Source organism: Klebsiella sp. P1927, from assembly GCF_018204675.1.
Taxonomy (GTDB): domain Bacteria; phylum Pseudomonadota; class Gammaproteobacteria; order Enterobacterales; family Enterobacteriaceae; genus Klebsiella; species Klebsiella pneumoniae.
Genome location: NZ_CP073377.1, coordinates 1431620 through 1452686, shown reverse-complemented (window position 1 = coordinate 1452686; position 21067 = coordinate 1431620). Strand labels below are relative to the sequence as shown.

General features: G+C 46.2%; 15 protein-coding genes and 2 pseudogenes. 2 read left to right on the top strand and 15 right to left on the bottom strand.

What is annotated here, in order from left to right:
* Positions 1-3: 3 nt before the first annotated feature.
* From KB892_RS07260 to KB892_RS07220, 9 genes are all read right to left on the bottom strand, one after another.
* The gene (locus KB892_RS07260; RefSeq protein ID WP_158208766.1) at positions 4-969 is read right to left on the bottom strand and encodes a glycosyltransferase family 2 protein; all 966 of its coding nucleotides are present in this window, start codon (positions 967-969) and stop codon (positions 4-6) included.
* Positions 970-1004: 35 nt separating this feature from the next.
* Complete coding sequence (locus tag KB892_RS07255; RefSeq protein WP_211778024.1) at positions 1005-2216, bottom strand: hypothetical protein; 1212 nt, start codon at positions 2214-2216, stop codon at positions 1005-1007.
* Between the two features lie 55 nt (positions 2217-2271).
* On the bottom strand, positions 2272-3228 hold the full coding sequence (locus KB892_RS07250) for a hypothetical protein (RefSeq protein ID WP_052285805.1): 957 nt from the start codon (positions 3226-3228) through the stop codon (positions 2272-2274).
* A gap of 18 nt (positions 3229-3246) precedes the next feature.
* Positions 3247-4119, bottom strand: a complete 873-nt coding sequence (locus tag KB892_RS07245) for a polysaccharide pyruvyl transferase family protein (RefSeq protein ID WP_107317138.1) — start codon at positions 4117-4119, stop codon at positions 3247-3249.
* A gap of 4 nt (positions 4120-4123) precedes the next feature.
* Positions 4124-5647: a lipopolysaccharide biosynthesis protein gene (locus KB892_RS07240; RefSeq protein WP_072353992.1), complete on the bottom strand. Its 1524-nt coding sequence runs from the start codon at positions 5645-5647 to the stop codon at positions 4124-4126.
* A 102-nt stretch (positions 5648-5749) separates the two neighbouring features.
* Positions 5750-7924, bottom strand: coding sequence for a polysaccharide biosynthesis tyrosine autokinase (locus KB892_RS07235; RefSeq protein WP_039819883.1), 2175 nt, complete (start codon positions 7922-7924; stop codon positions 5750-5752).
* A 16-nt stretch (positions 7925-7940) separates the two neighbouring features.
* A complete protein-coding gene (locus tag KB892_RS07230) occupies positions 7941-8375 on the bottom strand; it encodes an arsenate reductase/protein-tyrosine-phosphatase family protein (protein WP_071557784.1) in 435 nt (144 codons plus the stop codon).
* The gene (locus KB892_RS07225; protein ID WP_038435507.1) at positions 8376-9512 is read right to left on the bottom strand and encodes a polysaccharide export protein; all 1137 of its coding nucleotides are present in this window, start codon (positions 9510-9512) and stop codon (positions 8376-8378) included.
* 142 nt (positions 9513-9654) lie between these two features.
* Positions 9655-11088: a capsule assembly Wzi family protein gene (locus KB892_RS07220; RefSeq protein WP_039819880.1), complete on the bottom strand. Its 1434-nt coding sequence runs from the start codon at positions 11086-11088 to the stop codon at positions 9655-9657.
* A gap of 279 nt (positions 11089-11367) precedes the next feature.
* On the opposite strand from KB892_RS07220, the pseudogene KB892_RS31630 reads away from it, so the two are divergent.
* Positions 11368-11492: pseudogene (locus KB892_RS31630) on the top strand (hypothetical protein).
* A gap of 540 nt (positions 11493-12032) precedes the next feature.
* Here the strand turns inward: KB892_RS31630 and KB892_RS07215 are convergent.
* Together KB892_RS07215 and galF are read right to left on the bottom strand one after the other, a co-directional pair.
* Positions 12033-12662 carry a phosphatase PAP2 family protein gene (locus KB892_RS07215; protein ID WP_072353993.1) on the bottom strand — a complete coding sequence of 210 codons (630 nt, stop codon included), beginning with the start codon at positions 12660-12662 and terminating at the stop codon, positions 12033-12035.
* A 315-nt stretch (positions 12663-12977) separates the two neighbouring features.
* Positions 12978-13951 (bottom strand): annotated as a pseudogene (gene galF, locus KB892_RS07210) (GalU regulator GalF).
* Between the two features lie 759 nt (positions 13952-14710).
* Between galF and KB892_RS07205 the strand changes: the two are divergent.
* The gene (locus KB892_RS07205; protein WP_004151147.1) at positions 14711-16294 is read left to right on the top strand and encodes a TerC family protein; all 1584 of its coding nucleotides are present in this window, start codon (positions 14711-14713) and stop codon (positions 16292-16294) included.
* Positions 16295-16832: 538 nt separating this feature from the next.
* On the opposite strand, the gene asmA is transcribed toward KB892_RS07205, so the two are convergent.
* From asmA to alkA, 4 genes are all read right to left on the bottom strand, one after another.
* A complete protein-coding gene (asmA, locus tag KB892_RS07200; protein WP_040148438.1) occupies positions 16833-18680 on the bottom strand; it encodes an outer membrane assembly protein AsmA in 1848 nt (615 codons plus the stop codon).
* 30 nt (positions 18681-18710) lie between these two features.
* The gene (gene dcd, locus KB892_RS07195) at positions 18711-19292 is read right to left on the bottom strand and encodes a dCTP deaminase (protein WP_004151145.1); all 582 of its coding nucleotides are present in this window, start codon (positions 19290-19292) and stop codon (positions 18711-18713) included.
* A gap of 90 nt (positions 19293-19382) precedes the next feature.
* Entirely contained in the window at positions 19383-20024 is a 642-nt protein-coding gene (gene udk, locus KB892_RS07190; protein WP_002912442.1) for a uridine kinase, read from the bottom strand.
* A 114-nt stretch (positions 20025-20138) separates the two neighbouring features.
* Positions 20139-20987 carry a DNA-3-methyladenine glycosylase 2 gene (alkA, locus tag KB892_RS07185; protein ID WP_004213673.1) on the bottom strand — a complete coding sequence of 283 codons (849 nt, stop codon included), beginning with the start codon at positions 20985-20987 and terminating at the stop codon, positions 20139-20141.
* Between the last annotated feature and the right edge of the window lie 80 nt (positions 20988-21067).

Sequence of the window (21067 nt, the reverse complement as noted above, 5' to 3'; positions counted from 1 at the left end):
ATGTCACTTATCCTTTGCTTTTGCTTTCTTTAAAGCGAGAATGTTAATAAAGAAATAGTCTTTCAATGAAATATTATATTTCTTGCGCTTCGCCAACCAATATAAAAAATTATAAAAATAGCTTTTCCCATTAAAGAAACCACTATAGGCTAAAGTATGAATATTTTTTTTCCTTTTTAGTTTATTTAAATCTTTTAAAATTATTTGTTTTATTAATTCATCTTGTTCTTGAAGATTACAGCATTGCGATAAAAACTTATTATACCAATCATATTCATATATAATTGCTTGTAGCTTCAACTCAACAGAACCAGAAGATGAAATAGTTATTGGACTTCGTCTATAGTTTAATAAAGCCTTATTAATGTGAATGATCCCATTATCGCGCATTGCTTGATATGCAGTAATATCATCTGAGGCCCACGCTAACTTATTATAAAAAAAACCATTATTTTCAATGAGGAAATTACGTTTATATACAAAATCAGAAATAAACTGTTGACGAAAGCCATTTAATCTATGCCACATGTTATCTAACAAAGATTCACGTTGTGGCCAACTTTGAGTTAATGATATGATAGCCGAATTTTCATCAATTATGTTTGATCTACAATGGAATACGTTAGACTCTGGATACTCTTGGATCGTTTTATAAAACTCTTCGAGGTAATGCTTGTCCAAGGTATCATCATCACCCATGAGAATAAAATATTCACCAGTTGCAAATGAAAGACACTTATTCCAGTTTCCTATAACTTCTTCGGCTCCATAATTCTTTTCATTTGTTGAATAAATTATACGTTCGTCATTAAATCTACTTACAATAGTGTCTAAATCTTCTGGAGAAGCATCATTTACAATGATCAGCTCGAAATTTGTATATGTTTGATTAAGTATACTCTCTATACAATTATATAAATATTTAGCCTTGTAAGCTGGTATGCCTATCGAGAATTTAATGTCACTCATTCTATTACCCATTATTAATTGATATTTTAAGAATATTATTTTTTAAGCTTATTAAGCCTACTAAGATTATCCATTTCTAAGAGATAAAAAGAAATACATATTGGAATTATGTCTTTGAATATCCAAGAAGAAGTTACAGACACGCATGCAATATAAATGATAAACATTTTTGCATAGACAATATCTGAGGAGACAGATTGTTTAGCCGCGCGCAGGAACATTAGTATATATAAAAATAACCCAATAAACCCAAATCGAATGAAGACTTCAGCATATCCAACATCACTCAAGAAATAAGCAAACTGTTCCTTAATGTTTACTTCTTTATGACCATATAGGGATTCTACATGTGGAACGCCATTACCAAAAATATCAGTAAATATATTTTTAGAATAGGAAGTTAAAAAATATTGATATTCTAAAAGCCTGACATTCTCGTTACCTGTATTGTGTTCTTGCAACTGTTTGGTACTGATGTAGATTAGCCTACTGACCAAACCATCATCGTTAATGTTAATATTAATCCCATTTACTATAATAACGAGAGTAGCCAGAGCAACTATCATCCAAAGCCATTTTGTTTTTCTTAATAAATATACAGCAGAAATCAAAAAGCTAAACAGAATCATTTGGCGTGCCACTTGCAATATAATTATTGCAAATAAAAACACGAAACACACAAGCCATTTTACATATCTTTCATAAACATATTTAGTCACAGCAATAAAAAAGCCAAGGACTAAAAAACCCTTACCTTCCAATGATAGCCTAAATATACCACGACTATCATCAATACCTGCATCAGGGTCGGAACTGAATATCACTTGTGGTGCTTTTATCATACCATAACACCATAAAACAATATAAATACAGCAAAAAAGAAATGCAATTCTCTCTAATTGTTCTTTTTCTGGCCTTACTTTCATTAAAAGGAAAAAATATATTAGACCTAAATATGGTGCCGTAGCCCTAAAAGATAATATTATATCCTGCCCCCAAAATAGTAAGGAACTGAACATGGAAAATACGATAATTAAAAGTAAAAGACGAAATGGGATTTCATATTTAGATTTTCTCTTTATTTTAAAGAGACTTGGCATCAAATAAACGATCAATCCCGAAATCATTGCAAAAAACAATAATTTTGCAATTGTCACATTAATGCTAATATAATGATAGAATTGATAAAAAATCACGGGATATACATATAGCATATAGATCCCGAAATTGTTTTTGTTTATTTTCATCACAAATCTCTTTAAGTAATTTTATTATTTATTATTATGCTTTAAAATTTCGACATTACCAATAGCATCCATTTTCAATTTTTGTAAAACCCTCAACTTTTGTATTTTGTCCTGGCCGTATCCAATGGTCATTATAAAACTTACTAATTTGTGGCAAATCATCCCACCGCTTTCCTTTAATTCCAAATAGAACTTGGGTCCATCCTGCTAGATGAATAGATTGCTTACCTAAATTCTTAACAAATGATGCTAAAGGCAAACCGTAAGCGCCACAGCCAATTATTGCAACATCGAAATCAATTTTTTTGATATCGCTTTGCATTTTTTCTAACGCTTCGAACCAATTTTTAAATTCAGTTTTCTTATCTAGCATCGAAACTATTGGTTTGTATGTCAGTAGTTCGAAGTTAGGTAATACATCTGTGTCTGACCATATTTTTTCCCGATTCGCATATTGTCTTTTTATTTCATCAATGAATGGATGGATAACTAAAACTTTACGCCCTTCTAATTTTTTGGTCCATGGTCGATTATATAAAAAAGGGGCGTAGTAACCATCTAAGTCAACTTTAACTGAATTTACTAAATCTTGGGCAAAATACTTTTCATTATAAATATAACTGCCAAGCACGTCGATATTTTTAATTGCCTGATGATAAACTTGATAAAAATTTTCTAATAATGAGCTATCATTAGGGAAGAAGCCGGCATTACTGCATAATGAATCGATTTTTATCTTCCACCACAGAGTTGGTTTTTCACCTCGAAAGTAATCAACATAATCTTTTAAACTGTAGGATTCTTGTTTATTACATAAATGAGATACTAGTGCATTCAATTCAATAGTGCCAAATTTAGCTACCATAACTGGTTTTTGGCTTGCAATGATCTTTGAAATATAATCATTTGCCTCTTGGCCATTTAGTTGCACATAACCATCATATAATTTCGTCCCCTCTTTTCGCCCAGTCCCATAGACTATTAATTTTCTGATAATTCTAAAAATCACCATGGTTTTAACCTTTAAGTATCATTTAAATTTATCGAGCACTGGGAAAGGAGCAACCGATAATAAGTTATCTTGCATTTTTTTAAGATCTGTCGTGATCTTACTAATGTTGGCATGTTTTACAAATGCCGATTCATAATCATTTATTAAAGATTCATAGTCCTCAAAACCATCATATGGTTTAATGCCCACAGAATCAAAATAATCATAGAATTTTATACCATCAGTATTTATATCATTATGTTTAATCCACAATGTTGGTATATCATATGCTTGGGCCACAATGACTCCATGCAGAGAAGTTGATAGGATATATTCACAAGAAATTATCTCATCGACAACAAACTCTATATCTTTAGTTTTCAGATCTATAACTTTTATATTTTTATTGCTTCTATATTTATTTTTAAAATAATCATAGTCTTTAAGATGAGGTATAATACCCACCTTATAATGTTTATTCTTTTTAGGGCAATACACCCTTGGTAAAAGTAAGCCCGGATCACCCCAAACAGAACAGTATGGGAATCCTTCTTTCATAAGCTTTTCTGCCGAAAATCTACCTCTCACCGCATGCAATGTACCACCTTCGGCCCTCTCAAAATTGTTCATATAGCCGCTACCCCAAACAGAAAAGTTACTACGTGAACGATCAAGTAAAGAGCCTATTCCTAATACAACACTCTCACGCCTATTATAGGGTAACATCCGATTAAAATCGTATTTTTTGAAAGTTAAAATACATTTTGCCAATGACCTTAATTCTTTATAGTATGATGGTGTCTTATAGTTTCTATATTTTACAGGTAGCCCCGATATTTTTGATATCAGATAAGGATTAAGTGCATCACCAAAGTTTTCAATATTACACCAATGTACTTTAACTTCTTTCATTGTATTAACCTTTCTTTTTAAGAATTTTTAAAAATTTATTAAATAAAAAAGCTCGCTCTTCGTTTGTTATACCAATTATAATAATTGTTGTTATCGTACAAATTAAACAAAGCATGGATATAAATATAAACGAGACTACACCCTGCCCTTCTAACAAATAATTTTTAGCTAATATTGGAATAACTGATGCAATTATAGATACACTCATACAACTAAAAATTACTTTTTTGAAGTAAATAGTTATTCTTGTTTTTAATAATTCTCGGTAGATCAATAATCTGACTGCTACACAAATTAATGAAAGGATACAAGTAAGAATAACTGTAATTTCAGGTGATAACCCAAAACTTAATAACATGTATGCAAGAGGGACAGATGTCAGCAGGATGCAACCAACAATCGTTTGATATTTTCTTATTTTACCTGTTGCTTGGATGGCAGAAGTTACTGTGCCAGAAATAGTTTCAATCAAAATATTTACAATTACTAACTGACAAAATAATACCGTATGAGGAGGAATATTAATTAACCACCACTTCAATATAATATCTGTCTCAAGCAGAAATGGAAGTGCAACCACAAACATAAAATAGTACGTAACACGTGAACTTAGCAGTACAATATTTTCCATTTCATTATATTTACCCTCAGCATATAACTTAATTATATGAGGGTTTGCGGCCATCTGAACGTTGCCAACAAACGTGGTAACTTGAGCCTTTATCTGATAAGAAATACTTCTTGCAGCGTTAACCACAGGACCAAAAAATATATTCAATGTTATATTAATTCCTTGGTCTACCATTATATTTGCAATTGAAGTGAAGGAATTCCAGCCAGCGTAGCTAGTTAATTCTGAGAATATTTTTTTTTCTTTCACAAGCATTAACTTAGTTTCTATAAATGCTAACTTGCAAAAAATATAGTACCAAAAAGTTATTACCACAGAAACAAATAGCATTAATAATGCATAAAGTTCCAGTTTATCAAATGAAATATATACAATTGTAAAAGCCAAACAAAGTTTAAGCAACGCCTCAATGATACTACTCCAGGCAAAAAAGCTCATTCTTTCCTTAGCAATAATAAAAGATGTAAATGGCACTCTAATGATCGTAAAAATAAATGTGAAGATTGACGCATGATATACAAATTTCGCTGCATCATATCGTTCAGCAGGAATATTTAAATGATTACTGACAAACCAATAGCCAATTGTCTCTGCTAGTATAAAGATGATGATTGCGAAGGATAGATATATAATAAACGTTGCTGAAAATAGTCCTTTTAGTTTTTCACTATTACCTTTACCTATCTCATATGAATAAAATCTTTGAGATGCGCTAGCCATAGTGTTGCTGATAAAAGAAAACATCAATACAACACCACCAGTAACATTATATATGCCAAAATCTGTAACACCTAAAGTATTTAATACAACTCTCGACATATACAAATTTACTAGCAGCATTATGCTCATGCGTATATAAAGCATGAAAGCATTTTTCGCGACTTTTTTACCACTCATCTTTGTGTCCGCGGTTAATAGTTATAACATTTATATGGTTTTTACCTATTAAGAAAAAATCAGGTAAGGCATATCTTTCAATGTTGATATGCCCCCTTTTGATTATTTTTTATCTGTATAGCTATAACCGTAATGATTGTACCCGTAACTATAGTAACTACTTGCTTTTTTAACTACTCCATTTAAAATACATCCTTTAACTTTCACGCCGCTTTGTTCAAAACGTTTATAACTAACTTCAATCTCTTTCGCAGTATTTAATTCAAATCTTGCAATTAGCATTGTTGTCCCCGCATAATTGCCAATTATTGCTGCATCAGTTACTGCTAGAATAGGCGGCGTATCAATAATGATTAAGTCGTAATTGTGATTAGCCCAATCTAAAAGTTCATTGAACTTCGAGTTCATCAATAATTCAGCTGGATTTGGAGGTACTATACCTCGTGATATAAAATCAAAACCAGGCTCTTTCAATCGTTTAACAGCCTTATCGACGGTTACTGTACCTGAAAGTATTCCTGACAACCCATTGTCGTTTGATACATTAAATAATTTATGCGTATACCCTTTGCGTAGATCCGCATCGACGAAGAGTACTTTCTTCCCAGTTTGCGCGATTACTGCAGCTAAATTAGTACTAACAAAAGTCTTACCTGCGTTCGGGCTAGCACCAGATATCATAAGGATTTTGTTGCGTGATTCTAACATTGCAAAATGAAGGCTTGTTCTTAATCCCCTTATAGCTTCTATTGCAAGATCTGCAGGGTTCTCTACAGCTAAAAATCCAGCAGAATATTCACTATTAGCTTTCTTTTTAACACTAATAGTTTTTGCTGCCTGCATTGCTTGTTTAGAAAAGGCTTCTGCTACAGGAATACTAGCATAGACATTAATCCCGATTTCTTCTAGTTGCTCTGGTGACTCAATCCCTCTTCTAAGGAAGATTTGTAAAAAGACCAGTCCAATTGACACAACCCCACCACCTATTATCCCAAGAAGCACAATAATGGCTTTTTTAGGTTTTATTGGCTTTGGCTGAGTAACGGCATTGTCGATAATTCTCACATTTCCAATGGCACTGGATTTGGCAATGTTTAATTCTTGCTGTCTGTTCAACAACTGCATGTATACAGCTCGGCCAGACTCGACATCGCGACTTAAACGGAGTATTTCCTGTTGCGTTTCTGGCATAGCAGCCACACGCTTATTTAGTTTTCCTTTCTCATCCTGTAATGTTTTCCTTTTTTCCATCAATGCCTTATATGTAGGATGCTCTTTTGTGTAAAGTTGTGATATTTCTGACTCTCTAAATGTCAATTCATTTAATTGATTATCAACATTTACAATTTGATCCAATACTGATTTAGCTTCTAAGGATAGATCAACTGAATCATTTTGGCGTCTGTAAAGATTTAATTTATCTTCTGCATTATCCAATTCATTTCTAACTTTAGGTAATTGAGCGCTCAGAAACTCTAAACTTTTTTCATCTTGCGCAGCTTGTCTAGATATGTTCTGAGCTAGATAATTATTACTAATACTATCAATAATATCCTCAATTAGTTTTGGATTATCACCTATTAAAGATAATATTAATATCCCCGTGTCTTTTCCTTGATCAGAAACTGTTAATTGTTCTTGGATATCCGAAATTGCTTTCAGTTTGCTAACATAGGATACTGTAAAAGAAGTGCCGGGTTGAGCAGATATACTGTCAACTTTGATCGAAATGCCTTTCTCCTCAACTAATTCTCCAACAACACCTTTAAACTTGAAGTCATCCGTTTCAATTATATAATTTTTTTCATCCTGAACTATCAAGTTAACCTGAGGAGTATCACCGTCCTTTTTCGGTATGTAGAGATTGGAAATTTTAACTTCTGACTCTTTTTTACCAGAGATTCTTGCCCAACCTCGTCCAAATAGAGGAAAATAATTCTCTTGCACACGAATTTGTAAATTCAAGTCATCGACAGTTTTACCTAAAATCATTCGTGATTGTAACAGCGCAATCTCCGGAGCGGATTGTGGCTGACTATCAGGTAACATTTGACTCAAATTACTTAATATGGCGTTCGCTTGTTTTTGCTCTACTTGGACCAACGCGTCAGCTTGATAAATTGGGGTTGAAAAAATAGCATAGACTAAGGCTAATAACGTAAATAATGCAGTTATTGAAATAATTAGCTTACGATGATCAATTAACTCACCGATGATACGGCCTAAATCTATTTCATCTGCTTCTTTTGTATTGGTTTGTTTATTTCCCGATGACATGAAATTGTTCCTGATCTTATGAGCTTAATTTTTCAATCCAGCTATCGCCAGCTAGTTTGATTAATTGATATACAGATGCGAATGCTTCGTCACTTTTACGATACGGATCAGGAATCTCCCGATGATTCATCCAATGACCAAAAAGCATTGTTTTACCTCTAGCTTCAGGAGCTAACTTTCCAATTTCTTCAATATGAGTTTTATCCATGACTAATATCAACTCATATTTTCTCGCTAATTCAGATGTAAATTGTCTAGCTTTATGACCCGCTAGCGAGAGATCGTTTTGCAAACTTATTTTTTCAGCACTCGGATCTGCGGAACGATCCACTAATGCTCCAGTTCCGGCCGAGTCTATTTTTTTTGTCGGTAGATATTTTCGCAAGTATCTTTCACCAATGGGAGAGCGACATATGTTCCCTGTACAGACGACAAGAATTGAATCAAACATTTATGGCCAATCCTTAATGAATTTTGCGGTTTCAGTCATATCGTGTACACCAGAAATAGTTGGTACAAGTTGCGAAATTACGCGATTCCAACGAACCAAAGGTGCAGTTGTCACATACACAATATCATATGGTTGTAACTGAAACTCAGTGCCAAGAACCATAGCAGAAGCATCTTGCGCATTAAGTTGATAAACATTTGCTATTTTACCCTGCTTATCACCTTTTAGTTGGCGAATGACAAATACCCCTGTGGCGTCGCTGAATGCTTGAGACATGCCTTCGGCGTTACCTAATGCTTCCGCTAAAGTCATTCCACTCCGATCCATTTTCATGGTGCTTTGTTTACCCACTTCGCCCATGACAAACACTTTCAGATCATCATTTCGGGGAACAAATAGAATATCTCCAGGGAACAGCAAATGGTTCTCAGTCAAATCACCTTTTTGCATTAATGCATACAAAGAAACTTTAGTATCTTTACCGTTATGAGTTAATACAACATTTCGCCAGTCCGCATCAGGAGCAAGACCGCCAGCAGCATTGATTGCATCCATAACTGTTAAAGGAATATTTGTTATCGGTTGTTGTCCTGATTTTGCAACTTCACCTGTAACATAAACTTTCTGGGATCGAAACGCCGCAACGCTTACATCCACCTGAGGACTTTCAATATAAGTGGTCAAACGGCTTGCTATATCTTGGCGTACCTGGCTCAGTGTTTTCCCCGCCACCTGCACCTTACCGATATATGGGTAGAAAATGGTGCCGTCGGAGTTCACCCAGTTACCGGTGTCACTAGCGCTACGATATTGACCTGCAGGCGTTGTGAGTTCCGGATGGTCCCATACGGTAACCATCAGCACGTCACCCACCCCAATACGGTATTCATAACTACGAAGTAAATTATCCAGCTGTGGGTTGGGACGAGCAAGAACGGTCTCTGGACGAAGCTGATCGATAAGCCCTGGAGTCATAGGGTAAACATTGACTAGCTTATCTAGATCGTAGTCGCTATCCGGGAGTTCAACCACGTTCTTACGTAGACTATTTAGTCCCTGACCTGGAATAATTGTACAACCCGATAAAAACCCAATTGCCAACGCTAATGCCGAAAATCTAACAAGTTTTTTCTTCATAATGTCACATCATCAGTAAATCAAAATTTGCCAATTCCTGAGCAGCTGTCATAGCCATTGCTTCCTTGCCGGCTTTGGAGAGAAAAGAGCTGACTGCATCCTCCAGCACTACCACCCTCTCCCCTGTTTTCAGCATTCAGCCTTATAAACTAAACGGTATCTCTATCCCTGCGCTGGCCCCAACGTCATCGCTGTCGCTGTGGTTTGCATTGGTGTACCACAAAGAAGTGTTCAGTCGGACCGACTGATAAACATCCCCGCTCCAGCCCAGCTGTACACCTTTCAAGGTATCAGCATGTGGGAAAGCTTTGTTGATCAATTGATTCTCCGGGTTAACTTTGGCATATACCAGACGCGTACTCCAGCGTTGGTTATCCTCTGTAATAAGCTCAACTTTCCCTGCGATGAGCTGACCATCCCCCCCCATCGCATCACCAAGCGGATACCCTTGTTGGTAATAGCCATCCTTATAGATATGATGGTTATAGCTGTAATTGGTTCGACTCATATTGCTGCGCGTATCATGAGCTTCAATGTACCAGTTTACCGCATCCTTACCCCAACCGTGGTGGCCTTCCACTCCACCTAGAAACATATTCGCTGATGGTAGGTAGCCGGACTCATCCTCACCGATCATTTGCCCGTAGAAGCTCACTGGCCAGCCAAGTGTTGGCTCGAGTTTAAATTTAAAATCAAAACCAGCCAGCTGATTTCCGGGTTCGTTGGCTGTCCCAGTATTGTCTTTCCCGGTAAAGCCATCCCAGAAACTGCTAAATGATTGCGGTCGGCCTTCCCCACCCCACTGCATAATACGCGATGCGCCTAATTCTAAAGACTGGAAAGGAGAGAAAGTAAAACGACCGCCGATAATTTTGGCATGGGGTACCGCGGTATATTGATTCATCTGGCTGGCCGAGATCTGATACTGCCATGGCCCCACCCAGCGTAACCACCAGGTCTCTGGCGCCGCCTGCTCGGCTCGCTGCATTAGGAAGCCGGTCATTGGACGCATCGCATCCCCGCGGATCAAGCTACCTTCATACCCAGGTCCCCACCACTGCGGTACCTGGCCAAAGGAGAGCCACTGGTTCCAGAATTTCACCGCGCCATAGGCGCCGTTGGCATTAAAGCGCGATCCGTTGCTGATCCGCTCTCCCCCTTCGACGTTACCCTGGAGGTGGACATCCCACCACTCACCGCTGTTATTGAACGCCAAGCCTAATGAGTTATCTGCCGGCTGCGTCTGGCCAAACCCTTGCGGGGTGCCCGGCTGGTCGGTTGAAGTGTAGCCGGTAACCCGGAAATCGGCTTTTAAAGCAGACAGTCTCTGGTTGATACGTGCCAGAACCACTTGCTCAGAAGAATAAGAAGGTTTGGCCTTTTTTAGCGCCCGGGTAATCTCTTCCTGGCTTAGCGGCCAGGTCGACAGGCTCAGATGGATGACCCCGCGATCGGAAAGCCAGGCAAGGTCGTTACGCAGATCGTTATCATTTACTACTAACCCGGCCGCGTAAGCCTGAGCTCCCAGTGTGGAAAGCAAGCCCAGCGTCACGGCAATGCGCGCAATTTTTATCATTGTACAAGATCCATTTTCAGCCCCGCTGTCGTATCTCAATGAGAATGAGGGGAATAGCAAGATAGAAAGCGCTCGCGGCACCAGCTGACTTCACTGTGCAACACCGGCGAGGCAAGTACAGTTACCCTAAGCTGCTTGTCACCTTTATAACATTCACCCAGCTCACAATGTAGGCGAATTTTACCGTACAGGCTATCGATGAGACGGGAAAGTTGGTATACAGGCGATTTAAACAGCCGCTCCTGACTCCATTTATGCGGATATCTGGGATATCCCATGGTGTTGATCACCCAGAGTACGTCGATTTTTATAGTCGTTCAAAGAAGACGTTTTGTGGTGCAGAAGGCGATTTCAGCGACGCTACCGCCCCTGGCTTAACAGCTACCAGCGCACTGACTACCTGAACGGCGTATTTAATCGGCCTGCGGGTGATAAATGGTCAGGCCATTATTTTTGCGGCGTTAAGTTTACGGGATTTCGGTCACAATTGGGAGTCTTGTTACCGAATATCTGCCAATTAATAGCGCCTGCCCTTCTATTGGAAAAAATAAGCGGTCAACACTTAAGATTATTCACTAAGTTAAACGGCCAGACAGTGTCCCGTTGTTGCCAACCTATCAAGTAAGAAGCTAACCATCTGTAAAACAAGATCTTTTATGTTAAGGTCGCGTCATTCAAAAATCAGATGATGGCCTCTAAGTCAACTACAATTTCTAATAGTTTCCTGGTAACGGAATATTCAGCAGACGTGCTCCAGGTCCTTTCTCAGCGCATTTAAGAAACGTCTGATCACGGCTATATCCAGGCAATATGCATTAACAATGTAGTAGCACTTCATTATTTCATAAATATGAATTATCAATTACCGGGTATATAGTAGATTATTTTCTGATTTGTCTAATTAACCGGCGAAAACTTAATTTCCCCTGTAAAACAAATGGCGATTACCAGGCCTGCTTATGCAGGTCCTCTCTGGTAAAAGGTTTATCCAGCGGCCCAATTGCGGTGGCGATTTGCCCCAGCAGGGTCTGTGTCGGCGCTTTACTGCCGCTATGCAACAGTATCAGTGGGACCATTACCAAGCATGCAATTCCACCCCAGGGTACTGTCTTATAATCGCAGTCAGAAGTGCGTTTTTGCAGCAGCAGGAACAAAGCGCTGCCAGCAGCGCCCAGCAGCAGGCCAGCAATCACTTCCGAGACGGAATGCGCATGGATGACCAGCCGCGAATAGCCCACCACGGCGGCCAGAATATAGCCGGTGGCGACGGCTGCTTTTTGCCAACCCGCGGAAAAACGAGCGCTGAGCAGCCACAGAAAGATAGGCCAGAAGGCCGCGGAGAGCGCGGAGTAGCCGCTGAAGCCGGTGTAATCCAGCTTGCGAATACCCAGACCCCAGCCCATAAAGGCCAGTTTGGAGGCGCAGACGATAGCGCCGGTGATGCCGAACAGCAAACTCCACTGCCACGCCAGCAACCGCGACGTTTTACGCAGCATCAGGACAATAAACAGCGCCGCTGCGCTGGGCAGCAAAACGGTGCTATCGCCAAAAAATGAGATGAGTTGCCAGTTCATATACCTGTGATCCTTCGATGATGTCCACTGCCGTGCTCAGGGATTATCCGTAATGTCTGTACCAGCTCGCATGCCAATTCATTTCACATTTTTATGCATGCAAGTGAGATGTTTAAAGCGGAAACATGATCGCAGTCAAGTTTTATTTTTGGCTGTCGTTGACCGCTTTCCCTTCGCTTTAGGAATTGTCGCACTAAGTGACTATTCATAAAGCATTATTGCCGCTACTCCGACCATTGCACCACAGAGGCCAGAGACAAACTACCAGAAGTCTCCGAAGCCATACGTTTCTTTACAATCGTTATAACATTCACGTTATGAATAATTTCTGCATAACGTTATGAGCGGCAGGACGAATGCTTCAGCCTTGCCGCTCGGTTTCAGGCTGGCACTCAGGCCAGCAGTTTTTTAATGCTTTCGCGGAATTTGGCGCCTTCTTTCAGGTTACGCATTCCGTAGGTAACGAAGGCCTGCATGTAGCCCATTTTCTTACCGCAGTCGTAGCTTTCGCCGGTCATCAGCATCGCGTCGACGGACTGCTTCTTCGCCAGTTCGGCAATGGCGTCGGTCAGCTGGATACGGCCCCATGCGCCCGGCTCGGTACGTTCCAGTTCGGCCCAGATATCCGCTGACAGCACGTAGCGCCCCACCGCCATCAGATCGGAGTCCAGGGTCTGCGGTTCGTCCGGTTTTTCAATAAACTCGACGATACGCGCCACCTGGCCTTCAGCCACCATCGGCTCTTTGGTCTGGATGACGGAGTATTCGGAGAGATCGCCCGGCATGCGTTTCGCCAGCACCTGGCTGCGGCCGGTCTCGTTAAAGCGGGCGATCATAGCGGCGAGGTTATAGCGCAGCGGGTCAGCGGTGCCGCCGTCAAGGATGATATCCGGCAGGACCACCACAAACGGGTTGTCGCCGACTACCGGGCGGGCGCAGAGGATGGAGTGGCCCAGGCCCAGCGGCTGCGCCTGACGCACGTTCATGATGGTCACGCCCGGCGGGCAAATGGCCTGCACTTCCGCCAGCAGCTGGCGCTTCACGCGCTGTTCCAGCAGGGCTTCCAGCTCGTAGGAGGTGTCGAAGTGGTTTTCCACTGCATTCTTCGAGGAGTGCGTCACCAGAACAATCTCTTTGATCCCGGCGGCGACGATTTCGTCAACGATGTACTGAATCATTGGCTTATCAACGATCGGCAGCATCTCCTTTGGAATTGCCTTTGTGGCCGGCAGCATATGCATGCCTAGTCCTGCGACCGGAATAACCGCTTTCAAATTCGCCATATTCATCTTCACCTGTTTGGTTGCAAAACACGCGGTTTTGCAAAATTATACATGTCACAAATCCATTGGAACTGATAATACACGGATACTGCCCGGGCATCTGCCCGCCAAATTCTTAAATTCACTGTCACGTAAAAGAATACACACAACTCCCTTTTACCAACAGTTAGAAGTGAGAATAATCTTATTTTCGTTCAGGTTATTCAGCGGCTCGTTCCTTTGCGACGCGCGATGTGGCTGAGAGGCCCGTCTATCGGGGTCTGTTGGCCGCCTGACCCGCCGCGCCGCGCGTATGCCCGGAAAGAATAGATATAGATAATAAATTTCGCCAGGCAATATATTTCAGCATAAACAGCCGGATATGACGACATATTAGCCTGAATCCGCGGCGGTGAACCGCGATCCGCCCTATTCTGCACTCACTTCATAATATGAATTATGCCGGTTTTATGAGCGGGCTTCGCGCTTCGCTTCTGCTCTGCGCATCCGCGCTCACCGTGACGAACCGCGGGGGGAAGCCCTTTTGCCGCCATCGCTGAAACGCAGCGGAAAAAGTTCTGATATCGGCAAGCTAATTCCATGGTCGCCGCCATGGTGTTATTTTTTCACTGTTCTTTTCCGGAACATAATTCTTATCGGTTCGCTTAATCCACTGGAAATATATCCATCCACGGCAGGGCGATATCCGCGTCGTTATTGCATTTTAGACTCATCTTATCCATGATCGTGGTAACACATACCGCAGTCGTACAGGTTTTAATACATATGGAATGGATTGCCGATCCGTCAATCTGGGCAGGTCTCGTCACGCTGGTGGTTATCGAACTGGTGTTGGGTATCGATAACCTGGTCTTTATCGCTATCCTCGCCGAGAAACTCCCTCCCGCCCAGCGCGACCGCGCGCGGATCACTGGCCTGATGCTGGCGATGGTCATGCGTCTTCTGCTGCTGGCCTCTATCTCCTGGCTGGTCACCCTGACCAAACCGCTGATTGTTTTTCACGACTTCAGCTTTAGCGCTCGCGATTTAATTATGCTGTTTGGCGGCCTGTTTCTGCTGTTTAAAGCGACCGTCGAGCTTAATGAGCGGCTGGAGGGGAAAGACAGCGATAACCCCACCCAGCGCAAAGGGGCGAAATTCTGGGCCGTCGTGGCGCAGATCGTGGTGCTCGACGCCATCTTCTCACTCGACTCGGTGATCACCGCCGTCGGCATGGTTGATCACCTGGCGGTGATGATGGCCGCCGTGGTTATCGCCATCAGCCTGATGCTGATGGCCAGCAAGGCGCTGACGCGCTTCGTTAACAGCCACCCGACCATCGTGATCCTCTGTCTGAGCTTCCTGCTGATGATCGGCTTCAGCCTGATTGCTGAAGGCTTCAGCTTTATCATTCCGAAAGGCTATTTATATGCGGCCATTGGCTTCTCGGTCATGATTGAAGCGCTTAACCAGCTGGCGCAGTTTAACCGCCGTCGCTTCCTCTCCGCCAATATGACGCTGCGTCAGCGCACTACCGAAGCGGTGATGAATCTGCTGAGCGGGCAGAAAGAAAAAGCTGAACTGGATGCTGACACGGCGTCGCTGGTCGCCGATCAGGATCAACATCCACTGTTTAATCCGCAGGAAAGACTGATGATTGAGCGGGTGCTGAACCTTAATCAGCGCAGCGTCAGCAGTATTATGACGTCGCGCCATGATATCGAGCGCATCAACCTCAGCGCGCCGGAGGAAGAGATCCGCAGCCTGGTGGAGAAAAATCAGCATACCCGTCTGGTGGTCACCGGCGGGAAAGATAATGAAGATCTGCTGGGGGTGGTGCATGTTATTGACCTGCTCCAGCAGTCCCTGCGTCAGGAGCCGCTGGATCTGCAGGCGCTGGTGCGTCAACCGCTGGTCTTCCCGGAGGGCCTGCCGCTCCTCTCGGCGCTCGAGCAGTTCCGCCAGGCCCGCACCCATTTTGCCTTTGTGGTCGATGAGTTTGGCTCCGTCGAGGGGATTGTGACCCTCAGCGACGTGATGGAGACCATCGCCGGCAATCTGCCCAATGAGGTGGAGGAGATCGATGCCCGGCACGATATTCAGCATCATCAGGACGGTTCATGGACGGTCAATGGCCATATGCCGTTGGAGGACCTGGTGCAGTACGTTCCGCTGCCGCTGGATGATAAACGTGAGTATCACACCGTTGCCGGTCTGTTGATGGAGTATTTGCAGCATGTGCCGCAGGTGGGGGAGACCATTGAGATTGACGGTTATACGCTGCGCACGCTGCAGGTCGACAGCCATCGGGTGCAGAAGGTGCAGATCGTCCCGCCGGTAAAGCAGGATGAGCTGGATTATGAGGTGTAATTCTCAGGCATAAATAACGGCTCGGGGTATCCAGGGTAGTAAAATTGATAGCCAGGTATCCTGTTTAATGCCTGATGGCGCTTCGCTTATCAGGCCTACGGGATGGCGAACTAATCGGGGGATGACACCCACCGTATAATCCAGACCGGGTCAGGCGTAGCTGCCACACTGCCTGATGGCGCTGCGCTTACCAGGCCTACGGGATGGCGAACTAATCGGGGTATGACACCCACCGTATAATCCAGGCCGGGTCAGGCTTAGCTGCCACACTGCCTGATGGCGCTGCGCTTATCAGGCCTACGGGATGGCGAACTAATCGGGGGATGACACCCACCGTATAATCCAGGCCGGGTCAGGCGTAGCTGCCACACTGCCTGATGGCGCTGCGCTTATCAGGCCTACATTAAGTGGCGACGCAAACGGATGATATTGCGCACATCCCGGGCCGGGTCAGGCGCAGCCGCCACCCGGCATCATTGTGACATTACGCTTTGACGATAAACACAGCCCGGAAACTTCCGGGCCGCGGGGGTGGGAATTACAGCTTATCGAGCAGCTTTTTGGCATCGTTGCCGTCTTTGCTGCCTTTATTACGCTCAACCCAGTCGTTGAGGCGCTGCTTCGCTTCATCCTGCAGCTGTTTGCGCAGGATCTGATCGACCTGCAGACTGTAGCTCAGCGACTGCCACTCGCCGTAGATGCGCAGCGGGATAGCGGTCTGTTTCAGGCGGTCGATAAGCTTGCCCTCTCCTTTCCAGCCGCCGAGCACGCGCACGTTGAAGCGCATATCGCAGTTCTCTTTCTGCAGATCGAGCTGTCCTTCGCCGGTCATCGCCATCACGTCGGACTGCCCCTGCAGGCGGTTCAGCGTCACCAGCCCGTTATCCAGCGTCAGCCGGCTGCTCACGGAATCCAGGCGGGTGGCATTGTCGTAATTTTCCTGCGCCCGCACGTTGGTGCTGCGCTCCACGGCCTGCTGCACCAGCTGCTGGAAGTTCAGCCCTTCGGTGCGGGTATCGGCCATCTGGAGCTGAGCCTGTCCCTGCCAGTGGCGACGGAAATCATCAGCGTCAATGCGCGTTCCGGAAAATTCGCCGCTCAGCGACAGCTTGCCGGTCAGGTTTAAGGAATAGTTAAAGGCTTTGATCAGCGAACCGATCTCAACATTCCGCAGCGCCGGCTGGAACGTCGCCAGCGGCGTGTCGCCGCGGGCATCAAGGGTGCCAGGGAGAGAGAGCTGCCCGCCGTCAAGATTGCCCTGCATTTTGCTGACCGTCAGCAGCCCCTGCTGGTTGCTGATTTCGCTCTGCACCTGGGTGAAGTTCAGACCGCGCCACTGCAGCTGGTCGGCGCTCAGGGCCATTCGGCCGTTGAAGCCGCGCAGGCTCTGGTAATCTTCGCGCTCATCGCTGTCGGCGATCACCGGGCGCAGCGGCCGTGTCTGACTCTGGCCCTGCTGACTGGCGCTACTGTCCGTCGCCGGCGACCTTTGCGCCAGCAGACTATCGAGATCGAGAGTGGTGGCGTGCAAATCCAGCGACCAGTCCGGGCGATCCCCCAGCACCACGCTGCCGCTGCCGGTAACGGTGCTGCGGTTAGCCATCAGATTCAGGTTGTCAAAACGCAGGGTCTTGTCATCTTCCTGCCAGCTGGCCTGCAGACTCCCCTGACCATTAATGCCGTCCGGTGGGAGCTCGGCGCCGCGCAGCTGCCAGCTAAGCTGGGTAAAGTCGGCTTTTAAGGAGTGCGGATAATCGCCGCCCTGCACGGTGGCGGAGAAGTTCAGCGCCAGGTCGCGCTGGTCGCGGTTCACCCGGCCGGAGAAATCCACGGTGGCCCGGTGATTCTCATCCTGCTCCATCTGCAGACGGATATCGCGCACGGTCACCTGCTCGCCGTTCTCGTGCTGGAAGAAGAGCACGCTGTCGGCCACCTGCAGCTGACGCACATCGTAGGACCATCCGCGATCCTCCGGGGCCAGCGGCAGGGTGTTGTCATGCGGCACCACCGGCGCTGAGCTGTCGCGAACCGCCTCGGTTTTCGGGGTCAGCTGGATCACCGCGCCCTTGAGCATCACCTGCTTAACCTGCAGCTGATGCGAGAGCAGCGGCAGCAGCGCCACGTCGAGGCGCATATTGTCGGCGCGGATCACCGGCTCTTCGGCGCCTCGGGCGGTCAGCGTCATCCGTCCGCTGAGAATGCTGAGCTGCGGCCAGACGTGCCAGCGCAGCGGGCCATCAAGGTCAAGCTGATAACCGCTGCGCTCTGCCACCTCATGCACCATATAGGCGCGAAAATCGTTGGGATTGACCAGCAATACCAACGAGGTAAGCCCGGCGACAATGACCGCCAGCAGGATCATCAGCGTTGTCAGTATTCGTCTCATGGCACCCTCAGCAACACCCCGTTGACGTTATCAATCCTTGTCGATTCTGCTCGCCACCGCGCCCTGCTGGTCGCGATATTTGGCGTCTTCACGGCGGTTATACGGCCGGGCCGCCGGGCCCGATAACGGTTCAAAGCTCAGCGCGCCGATGGGCATCCCCGGGCGCAGCGCCAGCGGCAGCTTACCGGAGTTGTAAAACTCAAGCACGATGCAGCCGGACCAGCCTGGATCGATACGGTGCGCGGTAACGTGCACCATCAGCCCCAGGCGCGCCAGCGAGGAGCGTCCGTCCAGCCAGCCTACCAGGTCGGCAGGCAGGGTGACAGACTCGTAGGTCACCGCCAGCGCCAGTTCGCCCGGATGCAGGAAAAAGGCTTCCCCTTCCGGCAGGACGATCTCTTCGCTCATCACCCGGTCCAGCGCGGCGCTGACCTCGGCCTTCGGGCCGCTTAAATCGATAAACGGCGCCGTGTGGCCACGGAAGGTGCGAAATTTATTACCCAGCCGTACATCAACCGTCGCGCCATTAATACGCTCAACGGGCGGACGCGGATTGATGGCGAGTCGCCCTTCATCCAACCAGGCTTCGATATCTCGGTCACACAGACGCATGGGCTTTCTCCTTATAAGGCTGCTTCCCGCACGCTTCGCGGCGGAGAGGGCAACAGGGCTACTCTTTGCACGTTACACAATTCGGCCAGGTTATTCAAAGAACTGACTGATTTTGGCCTTCAGAATATCAATAGCGATGCGGTTTTTGCCGCCGCGCGGCACGATGATGTCGGCATACTGCTTCGACGGTTCAATAAACTGCAGGAACATCGGGCGCACGGTTTTCTGATACTGGGCCATCACCGAATCCATGGAGCGGCCGCGCTCGTTAACGTCGCGCTTAATACGGCGCATCAGGCAAATATCGAGCGGGGTGTCGACGAAAATAGAGAAGTTGAGCTCGTTACGCAGGCGCGCGTCGGTCAGCAGCAGGATCCCTTCAAGGATAATCACCTTCTTCGGCTCGACGTGAATGGTGTTCGGCGTGCGGGTATGCTCGACGTAGCTATAGACCGGCAGTTCAATCGGCTGGCCGCTTTTCAGCATCTGCAAATGCTGGAACAACAGACTGTGGTCCATTGAGCTCGGGTGGTCATAGTTGGTTTTGACGCGCTCTTCCATCGACAGATGGCTTTGATCTTTGTAATAGCTGTCTTCCGGAATGACGCCAATATGTTCGTCGCCAACTTGTTCACGCAATTCGCGATAGAGAGTACTGGCGATAAGACTTTTGCCAGAAGCCGATGCGCCGGCGATACCTACAATGACGCACTGATGGGACATATCAGTCATAAATTTTTGCGACCTGATTAACCTGGATAGAGATGGAGGGTGGCGGCGGACCGCCAAACGCGGCAATTATAGGGATTTCAGCGTCCCGATACCAGTGGTATGCGCCCCGGGCGGCTATTCCGCCGCCGGCGCCCAGTCATCGGTATACCAGATATGCAACAGCGCGTAGGATCGCATCGGCTGCCAGCGGCGGGCATATCGGGCGATGGCGGCCGGGGTCATTCCCGGAAAGCGCTGTTTAATCAGGTAATCATCCGGCAAAAAGATATCTTTCGCCTGCCAGCCGCGCAGGGCAAAGTAGTTTGCCGTCCAGCGGCCAATCCCGGGCAGGGTCTGCAGTTGACGCAGCCCGGCGTCGATATCCGCCGGCGCCGTCAGGGGCAGCTCGCCGCTGAGCGCCGCCCGGGCGAGGTGGATCAGCGCCTCCGCGCGGCGCAGCGGCATCCCCAGCGCCTTAAGCGCCTGCGGATCGGCCCGGGACAGGGCCTCTGGCGTCGGGAACAAGACGTATCCAGGCGCCTCCGCCAGCGGTTCGCCCCAGCCAGCCGCCACTTTGGCGGTGAGCCGGGCGGCCATCGCCACGCTCACCAGCTGGCCCAGCACCGCGCGCACCGCCTGCTCGAAGGCATCCAGCGCCCCCGGCAGGCGCAGCCCCGGCCGCGCCTGCGCCAGGTCGCCCAGCGTGCGAGCGACCTGTCGCGGGTCGCAGGCTAAATCAAACAGCTGGCCAATTCGCGCATAGCAGATCTCCGCTACCGGCTGCAGCCCCGGGGAAAGGGTCACCCGCAGGCCCTGCGCCTCTTCGTCCGGCGCCAGATGAATCAGCCCGCGGTGGCCTTCCACGCCAAAGCTGCGGCTGTAGCCCCCATCGTGAAAACGCTCGACGCCGGCAACCGCGCGCGCCTGCAGAAAACCAACCATCCACGCCCAGTCATAGGGCGGGGTCCAGGGTAACAGCACCATAAGCTCTCCTTTATATAGCGTTTCAATGATAGTCGCCCTTGACCATCAGCGCCTTGCTTTTAAATTCCGGTTGTCGGCAT

Excerpts from the sequence above, each read along its gene's own strand:
- KB892_RS07255 (WP_211778024.1), bottom strand. The coding sequence starts at position 2,216 with ATGAAAATAAACAAAAACAATTTCGGGATCTATATGCTATATGTATAT.
- KB892_RS07260 (WP_158208766.1), bottom strand. The coding sequence starts at position 969 with ATGAGTGACATTAAATTCTCGATAGGCATACCAGCTTACAAGGCTAAA.
- KB892_RS07240 (WP_072353992.1), bottom strand. The coding sequence starts at position 5,647 with ATGAGTGGTAAAAAAGTCGCGAAAAATGCTTTCATGCTTTATATACGC.
- KB892_RS07205 (WP_004151147.1), top strand. The coding sequence starts at position 14,711 with ATGGAATGGATTGCCGATCCGTCAATCTGGGCAGGTCTCGTCACGCTG.
- alkA (WP_004213673.1), bottom strand. The coding sequence starts at position 20,987 with ATGGTGCTGTTACCCTGGACCCCGCCCTATGACTGGGCGTGGATGGTT.
- KB892_RS07225 (WP_038435507.1), bottom strand. The coding sequence starts at position 9,512 with ATGAAGAAAAAACTTGTTAGATTTTCGGCATTAGCGTTGGCAATTGGG.
- KB892_RS07220 (WP_039819880.1), bottom strand. The coding sequence starts at position 11,088 with ATGATAAAAATTGCGCGCATTGCCGTGACGCTGGGCTTGCTTTCCACA.
- KB892_RS07245 (WP_107317138.1), bottom strand. The coding sequence starts at position 4,119 with ATGAAAGAAGTTAAAGTACATTGGTGTAATATTGAAAACTTTGGTGAT.
- KB892_RS07215 (WP_072353993.1), bottom strand. The coding sequence starts at position 12,662 with ATGAACTGGCAACTCATCTCATTTTTTGGCGATAGCACCGTTTTGCTG.
- KB892_RS07235 (WP_039819883.1), bottom strand. The coding sequence starts at position 7,924 with ATGTCATCGGGAAATAAACAAACCAATACAAAAGAAGCAGATGAAATA.
- asmA (WP_040148438.1), bottom strand. The coding sequence starts at position 18,680 with ATGAGACGAATACTGACAACGCTGATGATCCTGCTGGCGGTCATTGTC.
- KB892_RS07230 (WP_071557784.1), bottom strand. The coding sequence starts at position 8,375 with ATGTTTGATTCAATTCTTGTCGTCTGTACAGGGAACATATGTCGCTCT.
- udk (WP_002912442.1), bottom strand. The coding sequence starts at position 20,024 with ATGACTGATATGTCCCATCAGTGCGTCATTGTAGGTATCGCCGGCGCA.
- dcd (WP_004151145.1), bottom strand. The coding sequence starts at position 19,292 with ATGCGTCTGTGTGACCGAGATATCGAAGCCTGGTTGGATGAAGGGCGA.
- KB892_RS07250 (WP_052285805.1), bottom strand. The coding sequence starts at position 3,228 with ATGGTGATTTTTAGAATTATCAGAAAATTAATAGTCTATGGGACTGGG.